Origin of the sequence: Massilia hydrophila, assembly GCF_020208145.1 — a bacterium.
Taxonomy (GTDB): Bacteria; Pseudomonadota; Gammaproteobacteria; order Burkholderiales; family Burkholderiaceae_D; genus Telluria; species Telluria hydrophila.
Genome location: NZ_JAHYBX010000006.1, coordinates 212,589 through 235,741 on the forward strand (window position 1 = coordinate 212,589; position 23,153 = coordinate 235,741).

Sequence of the window (23,153 nt, forward strand, 5' to 3'; positions counted from 1 at the left end):
GTCTTACACGGCGCCAGCCGCGCGCAGCGCGGCCACGGCGGCGGCGTCCAGTCCCAGCTCGGCCAGGATGGCGGCGGTCGATTCGCCCGGCTGGTCGAGCCGGGGGACCAATCGGCCTGGCTCTTCGCGGAAGCGGATCGGCAGCCCCAGATGCGGCTGGCCGGGCGGATCTTCCACCAGCATGCCGCGCGCAGCCACCTGTTCACTCGCCAGCGCCTCGGTTAGCGTGCGGACCGGGGCCCAGCATACGTCGAGCGGCGCCATGAACGCCGTCCACTCGGCCAGGCTGCGGGTGGCGAAGGTCGCGCGCAGGAATTGCCTGACCTCCTCCTGGGCCGGCCCGGGTGGCAGGCGGCAGGCGGCGGCCAGGTCCGGCCGGCCGAGTGCGCCCAGCAGGCTGGCCGCGAACTTCGGTTCGCTGCCGCCCAGGCTCAGGTGGCGCCCGTCGGCGGTGGCGTAGATGCCATACATGGCGGCGCCGCCCCAGGATCGCTCGTCACGCACCACCGGATCACGGCCTTCGGCGAAGGGCGGGCCCATCACGTTCGGGGTCCAGGCCAGCAGCGCGTCCTGCATCGAGAGATCGATGTAGTCGCCGCCCCCGCCATACGCGCGGCGCAGCAGCGCCATCAGGATCGCCGACAGCGCCATCAGCGAGGCCGCCATGTCGGCGGCCGGCATGCCCGGCATCGCCGGCGTCCCGTCGGCGCCCAGGTTGACGCTGAGCAGGCCCGTTTCGGCCTGGATCGACAGGTCGTGCGCTGGCTTGCGGCTCAGCGGTCCGGTCTGGCCGAAGGCCGAGATCGAACAGTAGACGATGCCGGGATTGCGCGCGCGCACCGCCTCGTAGCCGATGCCCAGGCGCGCCACCACGCCGGGGCGGAAGGCCTCGACAATGACATCGGCCGACGCCGCCATCTGGAGGAACACGGCCACCGCCTCGGGGCGCTTGAGGTCGAGCGTCATGCAGCGCTTGTTGCGGTGGGTGTTGCGGAACCAGACGCTGTGACCGTTCTGGCGCAGCCCGACCTCGCGCACCGGCTCGCCGGTTGGCGGCTCGATCTTGATCACGTCGGCGCCGTGGTCGGCCATCATCATGGTCAAGTGCGGTCCCGGCAGGAACTGCGACAGGTCCAGGACCCGGATGCCCTCGAGCTTCATCAGAGCACTCCCGCTTGCGCCAGCGCCGCGATGTCGCCGGGGCCGTAGCCGAGTTCGGCCAGCAGGCCGGCGTTGTCGGCGCCCATCGGCGGACAGGCGCGGCCGGGCAGGCGCGCGCCGTTCACCTTGATCGGATTGCTCAGCACCCGCAACGGCCCCTGCGGATGGTCGAGCGACTGCAGCATGCCGGTGGCCGCCACATGCGGGTTGTCGAGCGCGGTGTCGAGCGCGCAGATGGGCGCGATCGGGATGCGCCCGGCCAGCGCCGCCAGCCAGTGCGCGCTCGGGCGCGCCCGGAACGCCTGCTGCAGCTGCGGCAGCAGCGCGGCGCGGTGTTCGGCCCGTCCGGCCACGCTGGCGAAGCGCGGGTCGGACGCCAGTGCCGGCGCGTCCAGCACTTCCAGCAGCGATTGCCAGAATTTCTCGGTCATGCACATCACGAAGATCCAGCCATCGGCCGTGGCGAAGGCCTGGCAGGGCACCGTCGACGGATGCGCCGACGCCGGCTGGCGGGTGGTGACGTGGCCGCCGTTCAGGTACCAGGTGCCCGGATAGGTCAGCTGGTGCAGGGCGACGTCGAACAGGCTGACGTCGACATCGCGCCCACGGCCGGTGCGCCCGGCGCCGACCAGGGCCGCGCTCAGCGCCAGCGCGGTGGTGATCCCGGTCATGTAGTCGACCATCGACAGGCCCATCCTGGTTGGCGGGCCGTCCGGTTCGCCGGTCAGGTGCATGTAGCCCGCTTCGGCCTGCATCAGGTAGTCGTAGCCCGGCCAGGCGGCGCGCTCGTTGTCGCGGCCATAGGCCGACAGGTGGGCGCACACCAGCGCCGGCTTCAGGTGAGATAAAGCGGCATAGGTCAGTCCCAGCTTGTCCGGCTGGTCGCCGCGCAGGTTGTTCATCACCGCGTCGGCGCTCATCACGAGCCGCTCGAACACGGCGCGGCCGGCCGGCTGCTTGAGGTCGAGCGACAGGCTTTTCTTGTTGCGGTTGAAGGTCTGGAAGAACTGGCTGTCGCCTTCTCCCAGGAAGAACGGGCCGCTGGCGCGCGCGACGTCGCCGCCGCTGTGCGGATTCTCGATCTTGATCACCTCGGCGCCAAGGTCGGCCAGGTACATCGAGCCGAACGGTCCGGCGCCATACTGTTCGACCGCGACGATGCGGACCCCGGCAAGCGGCAGGCTCATATCCGGTTCCTCTCGACCAGCTGCTTGGCGATCACGGTGCGCAGCACTTCGTTGGTGCCTTCGCCGATGCACATCAGCATCGCGTCGCGGTAGTAGCGCTCGATCTCGTACTCGGTGGAGTAGCTGTAGCCGCCGAAGATGCGCATCGCCTCGCTGGCGCAGAACACGCCCGCTTCCGAGCCGGCCAGCTTGGCCATGCTGGCCTCGAGGTCGCAGCGCTCGTGGGCATCGTACTTGCGCGCCGCCTGTTCGATCAGCAGGCGCGCTCCTTCCACCCGGGTCGCCATGTCGGCCAGCTTGAGCTGGATCGCCTGGTGCTGGGCGATCGGCTTGCCGAAGGTTTCGCGTTCCTGGGCATAACGCAGCGCCAGTTCGAGCGCGCCGGCGGCGATGCCGCAGCCGCGCGAAGCGACGTTGATGCGACCGAGCTCGAGCCCGCCGACCGCCTGCAGGAAACCCTTGCCTTCCTCGCCGCCCAGCAGGCAATCGGCCGGCACCCGGTAGTCCTCGAACACGAGTTCGCAAGTGTCGATCGCGCGGTAGCCCAGCTTGCTCATCTTGTTGGCCACCACGAAGCCGTCGCCCTTTTCCGCCAGCAGCATCGACATGCCGCGGTGGCGCGGCTCGGCCTGCGGGTCGGTCTTCACCAGCAGCAGCAGGCCGTGGCCATGCATGCTGTTGGTGATCCAGGTCTTGGCGCCGTTCACGATGTAGCTGTCGCCGTCGCGGCGCGCCACGGTGCGGATCGCCTGCAGGTCGGTGCCCGCGTTCGGCTCGGTCAGCCCAATCCCGCCGCGGAACTCGCCGGTGGCCATCTTCGGCAGCCAGTGGCGCTTCTGCGCCTCGGTGCCGCAGCGTTCGATGGCCGAGGCCATGATCAGGTGCGAGTTGAAGATGCCCGAAGGCGCCATCCATACCGACGCCACCTTGATCACGATCCTGGCATAGGTGCGCGCCGACAGCCCTAGTCCGCCGTACTCCTGGCCGATGGTGGCGCCGAACAGGCCGAGCTCCTTCATCTGCTCGACCAGTTCGTGCGGATAGGTGTCGGCCTGGTCGTGGCGGCGCGCGATCGGGCGCACCTCCTTCTCGACCCAGGCCGATACCGCGTCGAGGATGGCCTGCTCGTCCTGCTCGTCCCAGCTGGTGGTATCGCTCATCGGGCGCCCTTCTAGTAATTGACCTTGTCCTCGACGCTGAAACCGTCGCGGGCAATGAGCATGGTGCGGGTGAACTGGCAAACCACCTTGCCGTCCTGGTTGAAGCCGGTGGTGCGCACCGAGACGATGCCGGCGCCCGGGCGCGAGGCCGACTCGCGCTTTTCCAGCACTTCGGATTCGCAGGTCAGGGTGTCGCCGGCGAACAGCGGGAAGGTCATGCGGATGTCGGACCAGCCAAGGTTGGCGATCGCCTTCTGGCTGACGTCGGTCACGCTCATGCCCACCATCAGTGCCACCGTGAACGGGCTGCAGACGATGCACTTGCCGAACTCGCTCGCGCGGGCGTATTGCTCGTCGAAGTGCATCGGATGGGTGTTCATCGTCAGCAGGGTGAACCAGGTGTTGTCGGTCTCGGTGATCGTGCGCCCCGGCCGGTGCTCATAGACGTCGCCGACCTGGAACTGCTCGTAGTAGCGGCCGAAGGTCTCGCGAAAGCGCTGCGGGCCGACCTGTTTCACGTTCTGTACCATCTGTTTTCCTCGGTATTGTTAAGTCAACTGTGAGCCGCCTGGCGTTCCGCCAGAGCGACGATCCTTTGCATCGCCAGCAGCACCGGACGGTCGATCATGCGGCCCTCGAAACTGAATGCGCCCTCGCCATGGTTTGCGGCGGCGGCCACCACGGCGCGCGCGCGCGCCAGCAGCGCGGGTTCTGCGGTGAAACAGGACTGGATCGGCGCCACCTGGGCCGGGTGGATCGCCGCCTTGCAGGTGTAGCCGAGGCTGAGCACGCGGCGCGTCTCGGCTTCCAGGCCGGCCGCGTCGGCGACGTCCAGGAAAGGCACGTCGATCGCATCGATCCCGGCGGCGGCGGCGGCAGCGGCCAGGCGCTGGCGCGCGTACAGCAGCGGCTCCCAGTGGAATTCAGCGCGTGCCTCGGCAGCGAAGTCGCCGCCGCCGAACATCAGGCCTGCCAGGCGCGGCCCGGCGCCGGCGATCTCCTCGACCCGGGCCAGGCCGGCCGGCGTTTCCACCAGCGCCAGCAGGGCGATCGAGGCATGCGTCAGGCCGGCGGCGATACGCAGCTCGCTGGCGTCGCCGACCTTGGCCAGCATGGCGAAATCGGGACGCGCCCCGCTATCGGCCAGGGCCAGCAGGTCGCGCAGGCCGTCGGCGGTGGACAGTGCGCTCAGGCGCACCCCCAGCGCCACGCCCGCCGGGCGCGGCCTTGCCAGGTAGTCCATCACCGCCGCCCGCGCCGCCGCGCGCTCGGCGGGCGGCACCGCATCTTCGAGGTCGATCACGACCGCGTCGGCGCCGCTGGCGAGCGCCTTGCCGAAGCGCTCCGGACGGTTGCCGGGCACGAACAGCAGGCAGCGCATGCCGGCGGCGCTCATGCGGCCGCCTGCGCCGGGTTGCAGGCTTCGAAGTGTTCGGCGATCGCGCGCCGGGTCGTGATCCAGACCCCCGGTTTGGCGCTGATGTGGGCGAAGAAGCGTTCGACCGCGCCAATCCGGCCCGGACGGCCGGCGATGCGCAGGTGCAGGCCGAGCGACATCATGCGCGGCTGGGCCCCGGCTTCGCCTTCGGCATACAGCAGCTCGAAGGTGTCGATCGCGTACTTGAGCCACTGGTCGGGCGTGAGCGCCGGCGCCACCCACATCTTCATGTCGTTCGAATCGAGCGCATAGGGCACGATCACCATCGGCCGGGAAGAACCGGGCACCGAATCCCAGAACGGGGTGTCGGCGCTGTAGTCGTCCATGTGGTAGCGGAAACCCTCTTCCTGCAGCAGGCGGCGGGTGTTGGCGGTGATCAGGTAGCGCGACAGCCAGCCGACCGGGCGCTGTCCGGTAGTGCGCTCGATGCTGTCGGCGGCCTTGCGGATGAAGTCACGCTCCTCGTCCTCGTTCATGCGGTACTGGTGCACCCAGCGGTAGCCGTGCGAGCAGGCCTCATGGCCGCCGGCGCGGATCGCCTGCGCCAGCTCGGGGGCGCGCTCGAGCGCCAGCGCGGCCGCGGTCCAGGTGGCGGTGATGCCGTATTTTTCCAGCAGCGCGACGATGCGCGGACCGCCTTCCTTGATGCCGTAGCGGTAGTTCGACTCGTTGCCGTAGTTGCGCACCGGCTTCTTCAGCACCACCGACAGCTCGTCGACCGGCTCGGTCACGCCGTCGCCGTCGGCGACCGTGTATTCCGAGCCTTCTTCGACGTTTACCACGATCGATACCGCCAGGCGCGCGCCCTGCGGCCAGCTCCAGCTTGCTGCTTTCATCGCTTGCTCCTCAAAATGGGGTCGGGCTCAGTGGTACTCTTCGCCGCCGCTGACGTTCATCGATTCGCCGGTCATGTAGCGCGACTGGTCCGAGCACAGGAAGGCGCAGGCATTGGCCGTGTCTTCCTGCAGGCCGGGGCGTCCCAGCGGGATGCGGCGCCGCATGTCGGCCAGGTACTCGTCGACGCTCTGGCCGGCCAGCTGGCTGAAGTGTTCGTTCTGCCAGGCGCCAAGGCCGGTGGTGACGTGGTTCGGGCAGATCGCGTTGACGTTGATGCCGTGCGGCCCCAGCTCCAGCGCCGCCACCCTGGTCAGCCCGACCAGCCCGTGCTTGGAGGCCGTATACGCGGCCGCATGCGGGAAGGCCGACTTGGCGGCCTGGGAAGCGATGTTGACGATGCGCCCGCTGCCGCCGCGCGCGATCATGTGGCGCGCCACCGCCTGGGTGGCGAGGAACACGCCGCGCAGGTTCACGCCCAGCACCGTGTCCCATTCCTGCACCGACAGCTCGACGATCGGCTTCATGATGTCGCCCACGCCGGCGTTGTTGACCAGGATGTCGACCTGGCCGAAGCGCGCGATGGCGGCATCGACCAGGGCCTGCACCTGGGCCGGCACCAGCATGTCGCAGGCAACGGCGACAGCGTCCGCGCCGCCCGCCTCCAGCTCGGCCGCCAGCGCGGCTAGCTCGTCCGGCATGCCGGTGCGTTCGGGACCGGTGCCAAGGTCAGCCAGCACCAGCCGGGCGCCTTCGGCGGCCAGGCGGCGCGCCATCGCGGCGCCCAGGCCGGCACTCCTGCCGGCACCGGTGACGATCGCGGTCTTGCCCTTCAGTTCCGGATACATGGCGCTCCTCACAGGGTTTCGGTGACGATGAACACCGGGTTGTCGGCGAAGGCCTGGAACGCGGCCGACACCTGCTGCATGGCAGGGGTGGCGATGTCGGCGCCCAGCTGCGCCATGTCGCGCACCACGATGCGTTCGATGTACTGGTAGGGCGCGCTTGCCGCGCTGCCCAGCACCGAGACCGATTTCAGCACTTCGAACTTTTCCACCGAAGGCAGGGCGCCCGCCGTCGGCAGGTCGGTGCCGCGCGCCCAGGCTTCGTAGTCGGCGGCGGACACGCCGGGCTTCAGGTTAAACAGGACGATCAGGGTGGTCATGCTGGCTCCTCTTCTTGGTGCAGCCGACCGTTGTCGGCATTTGTCCGGACAAATTATACGGATGTGTTATTGCCGCTGTCAATCGCCGCCGCCGGTTCGACGCCGCTTCGCGCGGCGAAGGCATCGACGATCTCGCCCGCGGTGGCGCTCCATACGCCGTCCTGGCCCATGATGTAGGCGAGCGCGCGCTCGAGATAGCCGATGCGGTGCGGCTGTCCCAGCATCCACGGATGCACGGACAGGGCCAGGATGCGTCCACCGCCAGCGGCGCGCGCTTCCGCCAGCAGCAGGTCGCAGGCGTCCATTACCTGCTCCATCCACGACTCGGCGCTGTGCAGGTTGTCCATCAGGACGAAGCGGTCGTCCAGTTCGTTCGACAGCGGCATCGCCCACAGCGACCCGGCCGCGGTGCGGAAGCGGTAGGGCATGTCGTCGTTGACCCAGTCGCAGAAGTAGTCGATGCCCTCGGCCGCGATCAGGTCGGGCGTGACGGCGGTTTCCAGCCGCCCCGGGCCGAGCCAGCCGCGCACGGGCTGGCCCGACAGTTCGCGCAGGCGGCCCAGGCTGCGCCGCACGAGTTCGGCCTCAGCCTCGGGCGCCAGTGGCGCCACGTGCGGCGAGTCCATGTCCCAGCCGTGCGCCACCAGTTCGTCGCCGCGCGCCAGAACGCGCTCGAGCAGGTAGGGATGGCGCTCGGCCAGGCGCGCGTTCATCGCCACGGTGGGCTTCACGCCATGGTGGTCGAAGGCCTCGAAGAAGCGGTAGATTCCGACCCGGTTGCCGTAGTCGCGCAGGGTGAAATGGCGCAGGTCGGGATAGGGCATCGTCATGCTGCCCGGCAGGCGCGTCTTGCTGGCCGGGTTCATCGGGAAGAACTGCAGGCTGACGTTGACCCACAGCGCCAACTGCTTGTCGCCCGGCCAGGGTGGCGTCGGCCGGTGCGCCAGCATCTGCCAGTCGTAGCGCTCGTGGTCCATGCCATAGCGGCGCCGCGGATAGGCGGCCATGTCAGCGTCGGGCGCCATGTGCGCCTCCTTTCTGTATGCGGGCGATGTCGGCCAGCGCGGCGTCGTGGTAGTGCTCCAGGTAGTACTCGGCGATCTCGCGCCCGGTGGCCACCCAGACGTCGGGGTGGCTGGTGATGTAGTCGAGCGACTCCTCGAAGGCCTTCAGGCGGTGCGGGCAGCTGACCTGGTAGTTATGGGTCGGCACGCACATCACCGTACCCGAACGTTCGCCTTCGGCGTACAGGCGGTCGAAGCAGTCGCGGATGTTGCGTCCATACTGGCGCGGCGCGATCTTGTTGACCACGTAGGCGATGGTGTCGTTCATCTCGAGCGAATACGGCAGCGAGATCATGCGCTGGCCGCCGCGCACGCGCAGCGGGGTGGGCTGGTCGTCATGGAACAGGTCGCAGCTGTAGATGCCGCCGAGTTCGGCGAACAGGTCGAGCGTGACCGGCGAATGGGAGAGCGCCGGCGCCAGGTAGCCGGCCGGCCGGCGCCCGGTGTGGCGCTCGATGGTCTCGATCGAGTCGAGGATCATGGCGCGTTCCTCGGCCTCGCTCATGCCGTAGGTGTAGCGGGTGTTGTAGATGCCGTGGCTGAAGAATTCCCAGTCGCGCTCGCGGCACATGGCGATGATCTCGGGATGGTGCTCGCACAGGGCCGCCGACAGCGAGATCGAGCCGCGGATGCCGTACTTGTCGAGCAGCGCCATCTGGCGCATGTGGCCGACCCGGTTGCCATAGTCGCGGATCGAATAGCCGGCCACCGCGGGATACGGCTGCGGCCAGGGGGCGCGCTGCGGATTGGCTGGCGGGTCGAGCTCATAGAACTCGATGTTGGGCGCCACCCAGAACGCCAGCCGCGCCCCGTTCGGCCATACGATGCGCGGGCGGCCCTCGTAGGGCCAGTAGTCGTAGTAGCCGGTGTCTTCCCTGGTCGCGCTGCTCATTCCGGCGCTCCCGTCGCGGCCCAGTCCAGCACCTCGGCCACCGGCAACACGTCGGCGTACTTGAGCAGCATGTCGGTCAGGTTGGCATAGTGGTAGCTCTCGTGCTTGTCGGCCACGCACTCCTCGGGGACGATGGTGCGGTAGCCGCGCGACAGCGCGTCGACCGCCATCGCCCGCACGCAGCCGGAGGTCGACCCGCCGGTGATGATCACGGTATCGACCTGGTGCCACACCAGCAGCGACTGCAGCGGGGTCTCGAAGAAGGGCGAAGGCATCTTCTTGCAGTAGATGACGTCGCGCGTGCGGTCCACTTCGGCGCGCTCGTCGAACTCGGCGCGGCGCGAGCCGAACTTGATGTTCTGCAGGGAATCCTCGGTGTTGGTGCGGGTGCCCCAGACGCCGGCGTCCTCGCCGGACTCCATGTAGGCGACATAGGTCCACACCACCGGCCAGCCCCTGGCACGAAACAGCCGCGCCAGCGCGTTGATGTATTCGATCTGGCGCGGGTCGGTCTGGTAGGCTGTCTTGAACTCGTCGACGCGCGTGTAGGCGTTCTGCACGTCGATATTGACCAGGGCCGCCTTGCGGCCGAAACCGAAGCGCGCGCGCGCGGGATTCGCCCTGATTTCGTGATAGATCTGCTGCGCTGTCTTGTTCGACATTTCCATCGTCACTCTCCCTTGTCCCCGGCATTGAAATATGTCCGGACAAATAAGTGTACACGATGTCGGCGCGGGAGCTAGCCCGCCGTCGAATTTTTTTAAGGCTGGTGGAAGCGCGGCGCGCGCTTTTCGAGGAAGGCGCGCGCACCCTCGCGGAAGTCGGGATGGACAAACGCGGCCTCGAACAGCTCCGCCAGCGCCTGGAAGTCGGCCGGCTCGGCGCCGCCCAGCATGCCGATGCTGCGCTTGATGCCGGCCACCGAGTTCGGCGACACCTCGGCCGCCAGCGCGCGCCAGGCCGCGATGCGCTCGTCCAGCCCGGCCGCATCGCATACTTCGGTGAGCATGCCCCAACCGAGCGCGGTGGCGGCGTCGACCGGCTGCGCGGTAAGCAGCAGCTGGCGCGCGCGCGCAGCGCCCACCAGTCCCACCACGCGCCGTACATCCTCCGCGCTGTACAACAGGCCAAGGCGCGCCGGCGTGATCGCGAACCGGGCATTCTCCGTGGCCAGCCGGAAATCGCAGGCCAGGGCCAGGCCGCAGCCGCCGCCCACGCAGGCGCCTTCCACCACCGCCAGCGTCATGCATGAGAGCCGCTCGAGCGCCAGCTGGGTGTCGCGCACCAGTGCATTGCTGGCCGCCAGCTGGACCGGGTCGGCCAGGAACGCGCCCATCTCCTCGATGTCGGCGCCGGCGCTGAAGACGCCGCCGCTGCCGCGCAGCACCAGCAGATGGGCGCTTGAACGCGCCACCGCGCCGAGCGCGGCATGCAGCTCGCCCCACATGGCGCGCGTGAGTGCGTTGCGCTTGTGCGGCCGCTCGATCCGCAGTTCCGCGCAGCCGTCTTCGATGGAGAGGGAGATGAGTTGTTCCGTCATGTGTTTATTTGTCCGGACATTGACCGCATTCCGGGCTTCTGTTTAAATGTCCTATCAATATAACATTTACGCCGGAATTTGCGATGCCCAGCAAAAAGAATCCTTCGCCAGCCGCGCTTTCGGCCGGCTCGCCGGTGCCGCTCTACCACCAGCTCTATGTCCAGCTCAAGGGCGCGATCCTGGCCGGCGAACTGGCGCACGGCGCGCGCCTGCCGGGCGAGCACGAACTGTGTGAACGGCATGCGGTATCGCGCATCACTTGCCGCCGCGCCCTGGCCGAGCTGGCGCACGAGGGCCTGATCGAGCGCAGCCGCGGCCGCGGCTCGCATGTCATCTACCGCCCCACCAGCCGCCCGCTGCAAGGCTCGCTCAGCGCCACCCTCGACAACCTGGTCGCGTTTGGCCGCGCCACCGAGGTGGCGCTGCTGGCGTTCGCGCGCGAAGCGCCCGAGCCGGCGCTGGCCGCGCGTTTCGCGCTGCCTGAAGACGCCCCGCTGGTGCACGTGGTGCGGGTGCGCAGCGACCAGGGCCAGCCCTTCGCCTGGCTCGAGAGCTGGACCCGTCCGCTGGGCTCGCGCTACAGCCGCGCGGCGCTGGCCAAGGGTTTGCGGCTCGAGCTGTTCCGCGCGTGCGGCGTGACGATCGCACGCTTCGACCAGGCCATCGGGGCGGTGGCGGCGCCGCCGCAGGTGGCGGCGGCCCTGCTGGTGAACGCCGGCGAGCCGCTGCTGCGCATCGAACGTTCCAGCTACGACGACCAGGGCCGCCTGGTCGATTACCTGCGGGCCCTGTACCGGCCCGACCGCTTTCAGCTGACCATGTCGCTCGGACGCGACGCGGCCGGTCCCGACCAGGAGACTCCCCAGGCATGAACACTCCATCTCTTCCCCAAACCCTGGCCCAGAAGCTGATCGCGCGCGCCAGCGGCCGTTCCCACGTCGCGCCGGGCGACATCGTTACTTGCGATGTCGACCTCGCGATGTCGCACGATTCTTCCGGTCCGCGCCGCGTCGCGCCGCTGCTCGAACGCCTCGGCGTGAAGGTATGGGATCCGGAAAAATACGTGATCGTGACCGATCACTACCTGCCGGCCAGCGACGACGAGAGCCGCGCGATCCTGCGCTTCACGCGCGACTGGGTCGCGCGCGAGGGTATCCGCCACTTCCATGATGGAGTTGGCATCTGCCACGTGGTGCTGCCCGAACAAGGCCACCTGCGGCCGGGCATGCTGGCAGTCGGCGGCGACAGCCACTCCCCGACCGGCGGCGCCTTCGGTGCCTACATGTTCGGGGTCGGCGCCACCGAGATGCTGGGGGTGCTGGTGACGGGCCAGATCTGGCTGCGCGTGCCGGACACCATCGGCATCGACTGGGAAGGCCGCTTCGCGCCCGGCGTCGGCGCCAAGGACGCGATGCTGTTCCTGTGCGGCCGTTTCGGCATGGACGGCGGCCAGTACCAGGCGGTGGAATATGGCGGCAGCGCGGTGCGTGCGCTGTCGATGCAGGAACGCATGACGCTGTCCAACATGACCGCCGAATTCGGCGGCCAGGCCGGCCTGGTGGCGCCCGATGCGACCACCCTGGAATGGCTGGCGGCCAGGCGCGTGAAGGATGCCGACGCCGCGCCCTGGTTCAGCGACCCGGAAGCGCCGCTGCTGGCGCACCACCGTTTCGATGCCGGCGCGCTGGCGCCGCAGGTGGCGGCGCCATTCAGCCCGGCCAACGCCGCCGATGTCGGCAACTACGCCGGCCAGGCCATCGACATCGCCTATATCGGCGCGTGCACCGGCGCCAAGCTCGACGACCTGCGCATGGCGGCGCGCGTGCTGCGCGGACGCCGGGTCGCCGCCGGCACCACGCTGATGGTGGCGCCCGCTTCCGCCGCCGACCAGCGCCAGGCCGAGCGCGAGGGCACGCTCGCCGCGCTGGTCGAGGCCGGCGCCACGCTGCTGCCGAATTCCTGCGGCGCCTGCGCCGGCTACGGGGCGCACCGCTTTGGCGAGAACGCGCGCGTGATTTCCAGCACCGCCCGCAACTTCAAGGGCCGCATGGGTGCGGCTTCGGCCCAGGTATTTCTGGCCTCGCCCTGGACCGTGGCGGCTTCGGCGCTGGAAGGCCGGATCGCCGATCCCCGGCCCTATCTGCAAGACCGCATGGAGGGCGCAGCATGAGCGGCCGCGTATGGAAGGTCGGCGACGACATCGACACCGACGCGCTGGCGCCGGGCAAGTACATGAAATGCGACATCGACGAGATCGCGCGTCACTGCCTGGAAGACGTGCTGCCCGGCTTCGCGGCGGCGGTGCGTCCGGGCGACGTGCTGGTGGCGGGCCGCAACTTCGGTATCGGCTCTTCGCGCGAGCAGGCGCCGGAGGCCCTCAGGCGGCTCGGCATCGCGGCCGTGGTCGCGCCCTCGTTCGCCGGGCTGTTCTACCGCAATGCACTGAACCTGGGCCTGGCAGTGCTGGTGTGCGAGGGAGCGGCCGCGATTCCCGACGGTGTCCGGGTGGCGGTCGACCCGGCCGCCGGGCGTATCGACGGTCCCGGCATCGCGCTGTCGTGCCAGCCGATTCCCCCTTTCCTGCTGCAGATGCTGGCCGCCGGCGGCCTGATGCCGCACCTCGCGCAGCGCCTCGCCAACGAACCTCAACTAGGAAAACGCCGATGACCCATGCTTCCACCCTCAGACGCCTGCTGGCGGGCCCCGACATCCTGGTCGCCCCCGGTGCCTACGACGGCCTGTCGGCCGCGCTGGTCGAGCGCGCCGGCTTCGGCGCCGCCTACCTGTCCGGCGCCAGCCTGGCCTATACCCGCTTCGGCCGGCCCGACCTGGGCCTGGTCTCGATGACCGAGGTGGCCGATACCATCGCCGCAATGCGCGACCGGGTCGCCCTGCCCCTGATCGTCGATGCCGACAACGGCTACGGCAACGCGCTCAACGTGGCGCGCACCGTGCGCCATTTCGAGCGCATGGGCGCCTCCGCGATCCAGCTCGAGGACCAGCAGCTGCCCAAGCGCTGCGGCCACCTGCCCGGCAAGCGCCTGGTCGGCAAGGCCGAGATGGTGGCCAAGGTGCGCGCCGCCGTCGACGCGCGCGCGAACCCGGACACCGTGCTGCTGATCCGTACCGACGCGATCGCGGTCGAAGGCCTGGAGGCCGCGCTCGAGCGCGCCCACGCCTATCTCGAGGCGGGCGCCGACGCGCTGTTCATCGAAGCGCCCGAATCGGTCGCGCAGATGGAGCGCATCGTGCGCGAATTCGGCGCGCGCGTGCCGCTGCTGGCGAACATGGTGGAAGGTGGCGCGACGCCGGTGCAGTCGGCGGCGCAGCTGCAGGAACTCGGGTTCTCGCTGGCGATCTTCCCGGGCGCGCTGGTGCGCGCCTATACCTTCATGGCCGAGGAATTCCTGGCCCGCCTGGCGCGCGACGGCAGCACCGCCGGCTACCGTGCGCGCATGCTCGACCTGGCCGGCCTGAACGCCCTGCTGGGCACCCCGGAACTGCTGGAAAGGAGCGCCGCCTATGAAAACGCGTGAACCGCTGTGCGGCCCGGTCCTGCACGGGACCTTGGTGGCGCCCTGCGCCGACACCGTCGCCGCCGCCTATGCCGGCTGCTTCGGCTTTCGCACGATCGCCGACGCCCGCATCGGCGCCGCCCAGGCCGCGGCCTGGGGCCTGCCGGACGTCGCCGGCCTGCGCATGCTGTGCATGTCCACCGCCTCCGGTGCGGCGGCATGGCTGCGCGTGATCGAGCTGCCCGACTGCCTGCCGCCGGCGCCGCTGAAGCGCCACGGCTGGATCGCGCTCGAGGTCAATGTGCGCGACGTCGACCGGCTGGCCATGCGGCTGGAACTGCCCGGCAGTCCGTTCCGCATCATCGGCAAGCCGGCTTTCCTCGAATTCAGCGACCAGATCCGCGCCATGCAGGTCATCGGCCCGGCCGGCGAAGTGCTGTACCTGACCGAGGTGCGGGCCCCGGTGCCGCCGTTCGCGCTGCCGCTCGATCCGGTCGATCCGGTCGACCGCCTGTTCATCCCGGTACTGTCGGTACCGCGCCTCGGCGAAGCGGCGGCGGCTTATGAAGCGCTGGCGGGCGGCGCCGCATTGCGTGTGGAAACCCGGATCACGGTGCTGAACGCCGCCTTCGGGCGTCCCGCGGACAGCCGCTATCCAATTGGGGTGCTGCAGCTGGCTGGACAGACTCTGATCGAAATCGACGAGGTGGCCCAGGCCGAGGCGGCGCCGCTGAATCCCTGCGGTCTGCCGTCGGGCATCGCGATGGTCGGCCTGGCCGTGAGTGACGGCCAGGCGCCGCGCATGCTGCGCGGGACGGCCGGCGAATGGACCGAGCTGCTGCCCGGTCCCGGCCGCTGATCGCTCAGGCGGCCTGCGCGGCGGCCGTGCGGCTGGCGCGCACCACGCCGATTTCGCGCCGCACCTGGGTCGAAGCCAGCAGCGCCGCCGCCAGCAGGCCGGTCAGCAGATAGAAGGCCGCGTGGTAGTTGCCGAAATGGTCGAACATCACGCCGGTAAGCCAGATGCCGAGACCACCGCCCATGGCGTCGAGCGCGGTGATGGTGCCCAGGATCTTGCCGGCGTCGGTCACGCCGAAGTTGTTCACGGCCTGCAGCTGGATCATCGTATACAAGCCGCCCCAACCGAAGCCGGTGATCACGATCCCGACCCAGACCAGCTGGCGGTCGAAGGTGGACAGGAAGACCAGGCCGACCAGCATCACGGCCACGTTGGCGACGAACACCAGTTTCGGCGGTAGCAGGTCGGCCAGGAAGCCGAACAGGAACTTGCTGATCAGGCCCAGCCCGAACAGCAGGCCGAGCGCCGAGCCGGCGGTCTTGGGATCGAAGCCGAGGTCGCGCATGTGCAGGAACAGGTGCGAGGCCATGGCCAGGATCGCGTAGTAGGTGGAGATCGCAACGAAGGTGAGCGCCCAGAAGCTGCGGGTGCGGATCGCGTCGCGGTAGCGCACATCCTGGCCGGAGGCGGGACCGGAGGCGCTGGCAGCACTGGCGGCGCTGCCGGCGCCGAGCGCCGTCATGCCCTTGTCTTCCGGACGGCGGGCCAGCACGAACAGGATCACGAACAGGATCACGGCGGCCCAGGCCATCGTGCGGAAACCGAAGCGCCAGCCGCCTTCGGTGACCAGGTCGAGCATCAGGGGCGGGAACACCACGCCACCCAGGCTGCTGCCGACCAGCGCGATGCCGATCGCGCGTCCGCGCAGGCGCACGAACCACTGCGACACCATCACCACCGACACGTTGATCCCGGCGCATACCAGCACCAGGCCGAAGCCTGCGTGGATCAGGTACATCTGGGCCAGGCTGGTGATGCTGCCGTAGGCGTAGTACAGCGCGGCGAACAGCAGACTGCCGCACAGCAGCAGGCGACGCACGCCGAAGCGGTCCAGGATCGCGCCGGCGAAGGGCGCCAGCAGGCCGGCGGTCATCAGGGTGATCAGGTCGCGCAGCTTGAGCTGGCCGCGGCTCCATCCGAATTCCTTCAGCAGCGACTCATCGAAGGCCGTGATACCGGTGGTCGCCAGGCCGTTGGTCACCAGGAGCACGAGCATCGCCAGCACGGCGATCAGCCATGGGTAGAACCGCGCGGACGCGGTATTTTGTTGCGGTAGAATCGGCTTCATTTCTCGCCTTGTCGTAAATAGACTTCAATCGGAGACGGGCGTTCCTGCCCGCTGCGCCTGCGCCCTGAACCTGTCCGGCCTGGTGTCCCGCCCTTCCAGAATTTTCTTGGCGATTCGTCCGGATTCGTGTACATTTGTCCGGACAAGTACATCGTACCACCGATAAACCAGGATGCGCAACCGGATGCCGGGGCCGCCCGCGAAGGGCCCGCCGCCGGCCGCGGGACGCCATAAAGGAGGAGCACGAGCACCATGAACAACAAGGCAAACATTCCCAGCTGGTCCCAGCTGGGACGACACGCGATGCTGCCGGAAGCAAGCCACGACGAGGTGGCGCGCTTCGACCTGCTGGCGCAGATGAACGTGTTCCTGTCGCAGCAGCTGGCGCCGGGCGTGCGCCTCTCCTACGAAAAGCGCACCCTGCCCGCCTTCGTCGCCGAACACGGGCGGGAGCCGGCCGACCGCCACGAGATCCGCCGCGCGATGCAGAAGGATCCGGCATTCCAGTTCTGGAGCGCGCTGCGCCGCAACGCGATGGAACAGCGCCAGCAGGCCGGCCGTTCGCTGGTGTTCCGCCAGCTGGGCCGTCTGGTGGCCGCGGCCGAACGAATCAACCGCGACAAGCCGACCCTGCGCCTGGACCCGTCGGTGACGCCGCCGCGCTACGCCACCGCGGTCGATATCCATTGCATGCCGGGAGGCTATCACACCGAGGTGGTGGAGGGCGACGTCTCGGCCGCCGCCAACTACGACGCCGGCATCTTCGTCACCACCGCTGGCATGCTGGGCAGCTACAGCGACGGCGGCGGCCAGGCGATCGTCCAGTGGTTGGCCGCCAACCGTCCCGGCTTCCGGCCGCGCCGCATCCTCGACATCGGCTGCACCGTGGGCCACAACGTGGTGCCGCTGGCGCTCGCCTTCCCCGATGCCGAAGTGGTCGCGGTGGACGTGTCGGCGCCGATGCTGCGCTACGCCCATGCGCGCGCGCAGTCGCTCGGCGCGCACAACCTGAGTTTCGTGCAGGCCAACGGCGAAGCGCTGGACTACCCGGATGAGCATTTCGACCTGATCACCACCGCCATGTTCTGGCACGAGACCTCGTCCAGCGCGCTGCCGCGCATCCTGGCCGAGATCCAGCGCCTGCTGGCGCCGGGCGGGATCACGCTGCACCTCGAGCAGCCGCAATACCCGGGCATGGACCTGTACGAACAGTTCATCCGCGACTGGGACACCTACAACAACAACGAGCCGTTCTGGACCGTCATGCACGACCTCGACCTGCGCCAGGTCCTGGCCAATGCCGGCTTCGCACCGGAGCGCTATTTCGAGACCACGATGGCGGCCCTGGTCGACCGCAGCATCTTCCCGCAGGCCGGTGAAGGCCAGCAGGACTACGGCCGCACCGCCGCCTGGACCGCTTTCGGCACCTCCAAACCATCGCGCGAGGAACAGCATGCAGCACATTGACGATATCGACCCGGTCACGCTGGCGAACCGCCGCGCCAAGGGCAAGCGCCCGCAGTTCCTGGACGACCCCGCGGTCGAACGGGTGCTGGCGATCACGGTGGCGGTGGCCACCGAACTGGGCGTGGTGCGCCAGCGCCTGGACACCATCGAACGCCTGCTGGAGCGCCAGGGCAGCCTGTCGCGCCAGGAGATCGACACCTTCCGCGACGCCGACGCCCACGCGGAACGGGCGCAATGGCAGCGCGAGTACATGGCGCGCATCTTCCGCATCCTGCAGCAGGACAAGGAAGCACTCGAAGACGGCCATGACAACCCGGCCCCCGAGGCCGTGGCCGCCGAACTGGCGCGCGGCGCCAGCGCGGCCTGAACGATCACATAAACGACTGACTAGGGAGAACCGGATGTATTTCAACGAATTGGGTATTCTGCGCTGGGTCCACATCGTCTGCATGGTGTACTGGCTGGGCGGAGAATGGGGCGTGTTCCAGACCTCGTACAACGTCATCAACCGCAAGCTATCGATGGACGAGCGGCGCCGCCACATGGAGACCGCCTACCGTATCGACATCCTGGCGCGCAGCGGCATCATCCTGCTGCTACCGCTCGGTCTGCACATGGGCACCCTGTGGGGCGTCCAGCCGTTCGGCGGCATCTGGCTCACCGTGATGTGGGTCCTGTTCGCCGCCTGGGTCGCGCTGGCCTGGATGGCCTTCGTCTACCGCGAAACCGACACCGGCCTGCTCCTGACCCAGATCGACGAGAAGATCCGCTTCATCGTGATCCCGGTCCTGTTCATCGCCGCGCTCAGCTCGCTGCTCGGCCACGGACCGTTCCTGGCCGGCGAAAGCCAGAAATGGTTCTCGGCCAAGGTCCTGATCTACTCGCTGCTGCTGGTCATCGGCCTCAAGCTGCGCTTCATCATGCGCGAATGGACCGTGATGTTCCGCCGCCTCGCGGTAGAGAAGGACACCGGCGGGCTGGAAGCGATCCTGGAGCGCTCGATCCGTACCGGGCGGCGCCTGGCCTACCTGTACTGGATCGGCATCGGCAGCGTGGCCTTCCTGGCCGCCGTCAAGCCGTTCTGAGGAGATGCGCATGTCCAGGCACGCCACCATCCGCGGCAGCATCCGCTACACCAGCAACAAACCCGAGCGGCTCGGCCAGGAGCGCGGCCGCGAGTACTTCAGCGTCACGCGCCAGCGCGACGGCGTGCGCGTCATGCACGCACACTGCGAGATCGACGACGCACCGAACGTGATCCGCGACGTCGTCATGAGCCTCGATCCGCAGTGGTATCCGATCGACTGCAGCGTGCGCCTGACGGTGGGCGACCGCTACGAGGGAACGGGCCTGTTCCGCTTCAGCGAGACCCAGGCCGACGCCGAGCTCACCAACCGGCGCGACGGCCGCATTTCGCAGCGCATCGCGCTGCAGGAGCGGGTACGCTGGCTGGGCGCGCATCCGATCTGCGGCGACGCCCTGTGCCTGAGCATCTATGACCTGGCACAGGGCCCGGGGCGGCAGTTCTTCCCGAACCTGATGCTGACCTCTCCGGACCACCGGGGCGCCACCGGCCCGATGCTGTTCGCGCTGGGCTTCGGCCTGGAGTTCGTCGGACGCGAAGACATCACGGTGCTGGCGGGCAGCTTCAAGGCCCTGCACTTCCGCTATGTCGACACGGCGGGCGAGCTGCCGGACGAGCATCCGCCCTACGATGTCTGGTGCACCGACGACGGCAACTACATCTTCCTCAAGGGCTGCGTCGGCGGCTACATGCAGACCGCCTACGAACTGGCCGAGCTGGTCATCGACGCGGGCTGAACACCGGGGCCGGCGCCATGCCGGCCCGCATCCGGGGCATGCGCCGCATGCCTTCGTCCCGCCTTTCTTTTCTCCCTCTCTCCTTGCGCGGTCCGGCACGCCCTCGCATCGCATCGCGCGTGCAGCGCGCGTTGCTGGACCGCGACTTTTTTGTTGACACGGATATGGCAATCCGATTAAATGGCCTCACACGATATGTCCGGACAAATTATTAAGTCCTGTTGTCCTTAACCAGGGAGAGAGCATGTTCTTGAAGAAGCGCTTATCACCGATCGCGCTGGCGATCCTGACCTTACCGGCGGGGGCGCAAAGCGTGTCCGACAGTCCCGCAGCGTCCGACCGCACGACGCCCGACCTGGTCGAGCTGTCCCAGGTCATCGTCACCGCCCGCAAGGTCGGCGAACGCCTGCAGGACGTGCCGCTCTCGATCCGCGCCCTCACCGACAAGGAACTCGAAGCGCGCGGCATCAATTCGCTCTCCGACCTCTCCCTGTTCACGCCCGGCCTGAGCTACTCGGCCGACTATGGCCGGGTGCTGGAGCGCCCGGTCATCCGCGGCATTTCCGCGCTGCGCCCGGAGGCGCCCCAGCCGGTATCGGTATTCGTGGACGGCGTGTTCGTGCGCGATGCCGCCCTCAGCCTGCTGATGGACGACGCGCGCCGCATCGAAGTCATCAAGGGCCCGCAATCGGCGCTGTACGGCCGCTCCACCTATGCCGGTGCGATCAATTACGTCACCGAAGAACCGGGCGAGCACGTGGACGGCAAGATCAGCGCCACCGTCGCCGAAGACGGCGAGCGCTCGCTGTTCGGCGCCGTCACGCTGCCGCTGTCGGATACCCTGTCGGCGCGCTTTCGCGCCAAGACCTTCCAGTTCGGCGGCCAGTACACGAACGCCCAGACCGGCGCCAAGATCGGCAACGAACGCACCCGCTCGGCCGGGATCGACCTCATGTACCGTCCGGCACCAAACTTCGATGCGCGCCTGGCGCTGGACTTTGCCAAGGACCGCGACGGCATGTTCGCCGCAGTGGCGCGCACCATCCCGATCCAGGCCGGCGGCGTGGTCACCAACCAGAACGGATCGACCAACGTGCCCAATGGCGGCATCTGCAACGGCCGCGTGATCAACATCGTCGGCAATAACCCGGTCACCGGCCTGCCCGACCCGAAGGTACCGGCCACCGCCGCCACCCTGGCCAACGGCTGGCCGTGCGGACCGGCGACCTTCTCGGGCACCACCCTGATGCGCAACCAGGTCGACCTGGCCAACTATACCGACCCGGCCACCGGCATCCACTACGGCGACGTCGGTGGCCTCGACCGCAAGATGAAGCGCGGCGCGCTGACGCTGAACTACCGCTTCGGCGGCGGCCAGACCCTGACCTCGCAGACCGCCTACACCGACCAGGACACCAACCTGGGTGCCGACCAGTCCTTCAACGCCACCCGTTTCGCCCCGGGCTTCGGCTTCCCCGCCACCTCGTGGCTGACCTACGACCGCGACAAGTTGCGCTACTTCTCGCAGGAACTGCGCCTCGCGTCGGCCCAGGATCAGGCCTTTTCCTGGCTGGTGGGCGCTTTCTACTACCGTGAAGAAGGCGAAGGCATGACCACCAGCGTGCTGGCCCAGGACAGCCGCCTGAATACCATTGCCGACCGCCTGCGGCCCAAGCCTTCGTCGGAAATCGAGAGCATCGCGCCTTTCGCGCGCATCCAGTACGTGTTCAACGACCGCTTCAAGATGTCGCTCGAAGGTCGCTACAACCGCGAGCGCGTCACGGTCGGCGGCACCCCGATCGGCACCGCCGTGGTCAATGCCGGCACCTGCACCGCCGGCCAGCCCTGCAGCGTTGACGGCAGCCACACCTTCAAGGACTTCACGCCACGCCTGACCCTGGACTACAAGCTGGGGCGCGACGTGCTGCTGTATGCCCAGGCGGCCACCGGCAGCAAGAGTGGCGGCTTCAACATGACGCCGGGCCTGGCGCCCGAGGTAGTGGCCTACGACGGCGAGGACGTGAAGTCGGTCGAGATCGGCGTCAAGAGCGAGTTCCTGCAGCGCCGCATGCGCGTCAACGTGGCACTGTTCAACAACGACATCGAAGGCCTGCAGCTGTCCAACCTGGCACTGCTGACCAACCCCTTGACCGGCACGCCGACCACGACCACCATCGTCAACAACGTTGGCAAGGCGCGCAGTCGCGGCGCCGAAGTCGATGTGATGCTGCGCGCCGCACGCTGGCTGACCCTGAGCGGCAACTATGCCTATACCGATGCCAAGGCGATCACCGGCACTGAAAGCACCAACGGCACGGTGTATGGCGGCAACCAGTCGGTGGCCGGCTTCTACCTGCCGCGCAGCCCGAAGCATTCGGCCGCGGCCTCGGCCGAGGTGGTGCTGCCGACGCCGCGCGATGGCGTGAACTTCTTTGCCCGCACCGACGTGGTCTACCAGTCGCGCCGCTACGCCGAGATCCAGAACACGATCTGGGGTGACGATTTCACGCGGGTGAACGCGAGCCTGGGCCTGCAGGCGCGCGACTGGCGCCTGACGGCCTTCGTCAAGAACGCCACCAACGACGACACGTCGCTGAACGGCTTCCGCTACCTCGATCCGGCCACCTTCCGCCGCATGGCGGTCGACTTCCTGCCGCGCCTGCGCCAGTACGGGATCAGCGCCAGCTATTCGTTCTGAGCAGTCGTTCCACGCGCCAGCCCTGTGGCCGGCGCCGCGGCATCCTCCCGGGTGCCACGGCGCCGGCCATGTTCATTTCAGGATCAGCCCAGCTCCTGCACCAGCTGCGGCACTATTTCGAACAGGTCGCCCACCAGGCCGTAGTCGGCCACCGAGAAGATCGGCGCTTCCGGGTCCTTGTTGATGGCGACGATGGTCTTCGAGTCCTTCATGCCGGCCAGGTGCTGGATCGCGCCCGAGATGCCGACCGCGATGTACAGGGTCGGGGCGACGATCTTGCCGGTCTGGCCGACCTGCCAGTCGTTCGGCACGAAGCCGGCGTCCACCGCCGCGCGCGAGGCGCCCATGGCGGCGCCCAGCTTGTCGGCCAGCGGCTCGAGCAGCTTGAAGTTCTCGGCCGAACCGATGCCGCGGCCACCGGAGACGATGATCTTGGCGGCGGTCAGTTCCGGACGATCCGACTTGGCCAGCTCGCGGCCGACAAAAGCCGACTTGCCGAAGTCGCCAACGGCGGCGATCTGCTCGACGGCGGCGGAACCGCCGGTGGCGGCGCTGTCGAACGCGGTGCCGCGCACGGTGATGACCTTTACGCTGTCGCTCGACTGGACGGTGGCGATGGCGTTGCCGGCGTAGATCGGACGCTCGAAGGTGTCCGGCGACTCGACCTTGGTGATTTCCGAGATCTGGGCCACATCCAGCCTGGCGGCCACGCGCGGCAGGATGTTCTTGCCGTAGGCGGTGGCCGGGGCCAGGATGTGCGAGTAGCTTGCGGCGATCGCCAGGATCTGCTCGGCGACGTTCTCGGCCAGGCCATCAAGCAAGTGCGGCGCGTCGGCGACCAGCACTTTGCTCACGCCGGCGATCTGGGCGGCGGCTTCGGCGGCGGCGCCGCAACCGGAGCCGGCGACCAGGATGTGGACCTCATTTGTACCACCTTCGCCGCACTGGGCGGCAGCGGTCACGGTGTGGTGGGTGGCGCCCTTCAGGGAGCCGTTGTCGTGTTCAGCGATAACGAGTGCGACCATGTTCTTTTCCTAAATAGGGTGAGCGGCAGGCCGCGATTA

24 protein-coding genes are annotated in these 23,153 nt (G+C 68.5%); 10 read left to right on the forward strand and 14 right to left on the reverse strand.

Features of this window, described 5'->3' with window-relative positions:
* Nucleotides 1-3 precede the first annotated feature (3 nt).
* The 12 genes from LE190_RS15695 to LE190_RS15750 all read right to left on the reverse strand — a co-directional run bounded on the left by LE190_RS15695 (nucleotide 4) and on the right by LE190_RS15750 (nucleotide 10,441).
* Complete coding sequence (locus LE190_RS15695) at nucleotides 4-1,161, reverse strand: CaiB/BaiF CoA transferase family protein (RefSeq protein ID WP_225239573.1); 1,158 nt, start codon at nucleotides 1,159-1,161, stop codon at nucleotides 4-6.
* Nucleotides 1,161-2,348 (reverse strand): CaiB/BaiF CoA transferase family protein, encoded by a 1,188-nt coding sequence (locus LE190_RS15700; RefSeq protein ID WP_225239574.1) that lies wholly within the window; start codon nucleotides 2,346-2,348, stop codon nucleotides 1,161-1,163. The genes LE190_RS15695 and LE190_RS15700 overlap by 1 nt, the downstream gene beginning before the upstream one ends.
* The gene (locus tag LE190_RS15705) at nucleotides 2,345-3,508 is read right to left on the reverse strand and encodes an acyl-CoA dehydrogenase family protein (protein ID WP_225239575.1); all 1,164 of its coding nucleotides are present in this window, start codon (nucleotides 3,506-3,508) and stop codon (nucleotides 2,345-2,347) included. Before LE190_RS15705 ends, LE190_RS15700 begins: the two co-directional genes overlap by 4 nt.
* An 11-nt stretch (nucleotides 3,509-3,519) precedes the next feature.
* A complete protein-coding gene (locus LE190_RS15710; protein WP_225239576.1) occupies nucleotides 3,520-4,038 on the reverse strand; it encodes a MaoC family dehydratase in 519 nt (172 codons plus the stop codon).
* A gap of 23 nt (nucleotides 4,039-4,061) precedes the next feature.
* Nucleotides 4,062-4,904: an HpcH/HpaI aldolase/citrate lyase family protein gene (locus LE190_RS15715; protein WP_225239577.1), complete on the reverse strand. Its 843-nt coding sequence runs from the start codon at nucleotides 4,902-4,904 to the stop codon at nucleotides 4,062-4,064.
* Nucleotides 4,901-5,782, reverse strand: coding sequence for a polysaccharide deacetylase family protein (locus LE190_RS15720; RefSeq protein ID WP_225239578.1), 882 nt, complete (start codon nucleotides 5,780-5,782; stop codon nucleotides 4,901-4,903). Before LE190_RS15720 ends, LE190_RS15715 begins: the two co-directional genes overlap by 4 nt.
* Before the next feature lie 27 nt (nucleotides 5,783-5,809).
* Nucleotides 5,810-6,628 carry an SDR family NAD(P)-dependent oxidoreductase gene (locus LE190_RS15725; RefSeq protein WP_225239579.1) on the reverse strand — a complete coding sequence of 273 codons (819 nt, stop codon included), beginning with the start codon at nucleotides 6,626-6,628 and terminating at the stop codon, nucleotides 5,810-5,812.
* An 8-nt stretch (nucleotides 6,629-6,636) separates the two neighbouring features.
* Nucleotides 6,637-6,945 (reverse strand): RedY/HapK family protein, encoded by a 309-nt coding sequence (locus LE190_RS15730; protein WP_225239580.1) that lies wholly within the window; start codon nucleotides 6,943-6,945, stop codon nucleotides 6,637-6,639.
* A 53-nt stretch (nucleotides 6,946-6,998) separates the two neighbouring features.
* A complete protein-coding gene (locus LE190_RS15735; protein ID WP_225239581.1) occupies nucleotides 6,999-7,970 on the reverse strand; it encodes a polysaccharide deacetylase family protein in 972 nt (323 codons plus the stop codon).
* Nucleotides 7,954-8,901, reverse strand: coding sequence for a polysaccharide deacetylase family protein (locus tag LE190_RS15740; protein ID WP_225239582.1), 948 nt, complete (start codon nucleotides 8,899-8,901; stop codon nucleotides 7,954-7,956). Before LE190_RS15740 ends, LE190_RS15735 begins: the two co-directional genes overlap by 17 nt.
* Entirely contained in the window at nucleotides 8,898-9,569 is a 672-nt protein-coding gene (locus LE190_RS15745; RefSeq protein ID WP_225239583.1) for an isochorismatase family protein, read from the reverse strand. The genes LE190_RS15740 and LE190_RS15745 overlap by 4 nt, the downstream gene beginning before the upstream one ends.
* Nucleotides 9,570-9,661: 92 nt before the next feature.
* On the reverse strand, nucleotides 9,662-10,441 hold the full coding sequence (locus LE190_RS15750; protein ID WP_225239584.1) for an enoyl-CoA hydratase/isomerase family protein: 780 nt from the start codon (nucleotides 10,439-10,441) through the stop codon (nucleotides 9,662-9,664).
* A gap of 83 nt (nucleotides 10,442-10,524) precedes the next feature.
* On the opposite strand from LE190_RS15750, the gene LE190_RS15755 reads away from it, so the two are divergent.
* Genes LE190_RS15755 through LE190_RS15775 form a run of 5 tightly spaced genes read left to right on the forward strand, consistent with a single transcriptional unit; the run spans nucleotide 10,525 to nucleotide 14,815 of the window.
* Nucleotides 10,525-11,313 (forward strand): GntR family transcriptional regulator, encoded by a 789-nt coding sequence (locus tag LE190_RS15755; protein WP_225239585.1) that lies wholly within the window; start codon nucleotides 10,525-10,527, stop codon nucleotides 11,311-11,313.
* Nucleotides 11,310-12,611 carry a 3-isopropylmalate dehydratase large subunit gene (locus tag LE190_RS15760; protein WP_225239586.1) on the forward strand — a complete coding sequence of 434 codons (1,302 nt, stop codon included), beginning with the start codon at nucleotides 11,310-11,312 and terminating at the stop codon, nucleotides 12,609-12,611. Before LE190_RS15755 ends, LE190_RS15760 begins: the two co-directional genes overlap by 4 nt.
* Complete coding sequence (locus tag LE190_RS15765) at nucleotides 12,608-13,108, forward strand: LeuD/DmdB family oxidoreductase small subunit (protein ID WP_225239587.1); 501 nt, start codon at nucleotides 12,608-12,610, stop codon at nucleotides 13,106-13,108. The genes LE190_RS15760 and LE190_RS15765 overlap by 4 nt, the downstream gene beginning before the upstream one ends.
* The gene (locus LE190_RS15770) at nucleotides 13,105-13,977 is read left to right on the forward strand and encodes an isocitrate lyase/PEP mutase family protein (protein WP_225239588.1); all 873 of its coding nucleotides are present in this window, start codon (nucleotides 13,105-13,107) and stop codon (nucleotides 13,975-13,977) included. The genes LE190_RS15765 and LE190_RS15770 overlap by 4 nt, the downstream gene beginning before the upstream one ends.
* Nucleotides 13,964-14,815 (forward strand): hypothetical protein, encoded by an 852-nt coding sequence (locus LE190_RS15775; protein WP_225239589.1) that lies wholly within the window; start codon nucleotides 13,964-13,966, stop codon nucleotides 14,813-14,815. Before LE190_RS15770 ends, LE190_RS15775 begins: the two co-directional genes overlap by 14 nt.
* A 4-nt stretch (nucleotides 14,816-14,819) precedes the next feature.
* Here the strand turns inward: LE190_RS15775 and LE190_RS15780 are convergent, their stop codons facing one another.
* Nucleotides 14,820-16,103: an MFS transporter gene (locus LE190_RS15780; RefSeq protein WP_225239590.1), complete on the reverse strand. Its 1,284-nt coding sequence runs from the start codon at nucleotides 16,101-16,103 to the stop codon at nucleotides 14,820-14,822.
* 252 nt (nucleotides 16,104-16,355) lie between these two features.
* On the opposite strand from LE190_RS15780, the gene LE190_RS15785 reads away from it, so the two are divergent.
* The 5 genes from LE190_RS15785 to LE190_RS15805 all read left to right on the forward strand — a co-directional run bounded on the left by LE190_RS15785 (nucleotide 16,356) and on the right by LE190_RS15805 (nucleotide 22,089).
* Nucleotides 16,356-17,570: a class I SAM-dependent methyltransferase gene (locus LE190_RS15785; protein ID WP_225239591.1), complete on the forward strand. Its 1,215-nt coding sequence runs from the start codon at nucleotides 16,356-16,358 to the stop codon at nucleotides 17,568-17,570.
* Complete coding sequence (locus tag LE190_RS15790) at nucleotides 17,557-17,937, forward strand: hypothetical protein (protein WP_225239592.1); 381 nt, start codon at nucleotides 17,557-17,559, stop codon at nucleotides 17,935-17,937. Before LE190_RS15785 ends, LE190_RS15790 begins: the two co-directional genes overlap by 14 nt.
* A 34-nt stretch (nucleotides 17,938-17,971) precedes the next feature.
* Nucleotides 17,972-18,655, forward strand: a complete 684-nt coding sequence (locus LE190_RS15795) for a hypothetical protein (protein ID WP_225239593.1) — start codon at nucleotides 17,972-17,974, stop codon at nucleotides 18,653-18,655.
* 10 nt (nucleotides 18,656-18,665) lie between these two features.
* The gene (locus LE190_RS15800) at nucleotides 18,666-19,391 is read left to right on the forward strand and encodes a DUF3108 domain-containing protein (RefSeq protein WP_225239594.1); all 726 of its coding nucleotides are present in this window, start codon (nucleotides 18,666-18,668) and stop codon (nucleotides 19,389-19,391) included.
* Nucleotides 19,392-19,635: 244 nt separating this feature from the next.
* Nucleotides 19,636-22,089, forward strand: a complete 2,454-nt coding sequence (locus tag LE190_RS15805) for a TonB-dependent receptor (protein ID WP_225239595.1) — start codon at nucleotides 19,636-19,638, stop codon at nucleotides 22,087-22,089.
* Nucleotides 22,090-22,172: 83 nt separating this feature from the next.
* Here LE190_RS15805 and LE190_RS15810 read toward each other — a convergent pair whose 3' ends face one another.
* Nucleotides 22,173-23,114, reverse strand: a complete 942-nt coding sequence (locus LE190_RS15810; RefSeq protein ID WP_225239596.1) for an electron transfer flavoprotein subunit alpha/FixB family protein — start codon at nucleotides 23,112-23,114, stop codon at nucleotides 22,173-22,175.
* Between the last annotated feature and the right edge of the window lie 39 nt (nucleotides 23,115-23,153).

What these genes read in the sequence shown, in the direction of transcription:
- LE190_RS15695 (WP_225239573.1), bottom strand. Translation starts at nt 1,161, where the DNA reads ATGAAGCTCGAGGGCATCCGGGTCCTGGACCTGTCGCAGTTCCTGCCG.
- LE190_RS15700 (WP_225239574.1), bottom strand. Translation starts at nt 2,348, where the DNA reads ATGAGCCTGCCGCTTGCCGGGGTCCGCATCGTCGCGGTCGAACAGTAT.
- LE190_RS15705 (WP_225239575.1), bottom strand. Translation starts at nt 3,508, where the DNA reads ATGAGCGATACCACCAGCTGGGACGAGCAGGACGAGCAGGCCATCCTC.
- LE190_RS15710 (WP_225239576.1), bottom strand. Translation starts at nt 4,038, where the DNA reads ATGGTACAGAACGTGAAACAGGTCGGCCCGCAGCGCTTTCGCGAGACC.
- LE190_RS15715 (WP_225239577.1), bottom strand. Translation starts at nt 4,904, where the DNA reads ATGAGCGCCGCCGGCATGCGCTGCCTGCTGTTCGTGCCCGGCAACCGT.
- LE190_RS15720 (WP_225239578.1), bottom strand. Translation starts at nt 5,782, where the DNA reads ATGAAAGCAGCAAGCTGGAGCTGGCCGCAGGGCGCGCGCCTGGCGGTA.
- LE190_RS15725 (WP_225239579.1), bottom strand. Translation starts at nt 6,628, where the DNA reads ATGTATCCGGAACTGAAGGGCAAGACCGCGATCGTCACCGGTGCCGGC.
- LE190_RS15730 (WP_225239580.1), bottom strand. Translation starts at nt 6,945, where the DNA reads ATGACCACCCTGATCGTCCTGTTTAACCTGAAGCCCGGCGTGTCCGCC.
- LE190_RS15735 (WP_225239581.1), bottom strand. Translation starts at nt 7,970, where the DNA reads ATGGCGCCCGACGCTGACATGGCCGCCTATCCGCGGCGCCGCTATGGC.
- LE190_RS15740 (WP_225239582.1), bottom strand. Translation starts at nt 8,901, where the DNA reads ATGAGCAGCGCGACCAGGGAAGACACCGGCTACTACGACTACTGGCCC.
- LE190_RS15745 (WP_225239583.1), bottom strand. Translation starts at nt 9,569, where the DNA reads ATGGAAATGTCGAACAAGACAGCGCAGCAGATCTATCACGAAATCAGG.
- LE190_RS15750 (WP_225239584.1), bottom strand. Translation starts at nt 10,441, where the DNA reads ATGACGGAACAACTCATCTCCCTCTCCATCGAAGACGGCTGCGCGGAA.
- LE190_RS15755 (WP_225239585.1), top strand. Translation starts at nt 10,525, where the DNA reads ATGCCCAGCAAAAAGAATCCTTCGCCAGCCGCGCTTTCGGCCGGCTCG.
- LE190_RS15760 (WP_225239586.1), top strand. Translation starts at nt 11,310, where the DNA reads ATGAACACTCCATCTCTTCCCCAAACCCTGGCCCAGAAGCTGATCGCG.
- LE190_RS15765 (WP_225239587.1), top strand. Translation starts at nt 12,608, where the DNA reads ATGAGCGGCCGCGTATGGAAGGTCGGCGACGACATCGACACCGACGCG.
- LE190_RS15770 (WP_225239588.1), top strand. Translation starts at nt 13,105, where the DNA reads ATGACCCATGCTTCCACCCTCAGACGCCTGCTGGCGGGCCCCGACATC.
- LE190_RS15775 (WP_225239589.1), top strand. Translation starts at nt 13,964, where the DNA reads ATGAAAACGCGTGAACCGCTGTGCGGCCCGGTCCTGCACGGGACCTTG.
- LE190_RS15780 (WP_225239590.1), bottom strand. Translation starts at nt 16,103, where the DNA reads ATGAAGCCGATTCTACCGCAACAAAATACCGCGTCCGCGCGGTTCTAC.
- LE190_RS15785 (WP_225239591.1), top strand. Translation starts at nt 16,356, where the DNA reads ATGAACAACAAGGCAAACATTCCCAGCTGGTCCCAGCTGGGACGACAC.
- LE190_RS15790 (WP_225239592.1), top strand. Translation starts at nt 17,557, where the DNA reads ATGCAGCACATTGACGATATCGACCCGGTCACGCTGGCGAACCGCCGC.
- LE190_RS15795 (WP_225239593.1), top strand. Translation starts at nt 17,972, where the DNA reads ATGTATTTCAACGAATTGGGTATTCTGCGCTGGGTCCACATCGTCTGC.
- LE190_RS15800 (WP_225239594.1), top strand. Translation starts at nt 18,666, where the DNA reads ATGTCCAGGCACGCCACCATCCGCGGCAGCATCCGCTACACCAGCAAC.
- LE190_RS15805 (WP_225239595.1), top strand. Translation starts at nt 19,636, where the DNA reads ATGTTCTTGAAGAAGCGCTTATCACCGATCGCGCTGGCGATCCTGACC.
- LE190_RS15810 (WP_225239596.1), bottom strand. Translation starts at nt 23,114, where the DNA reads ATGGTCGCACTCGTTATCGCTGAACACGACAACGGCTCCCTGAAGGGC.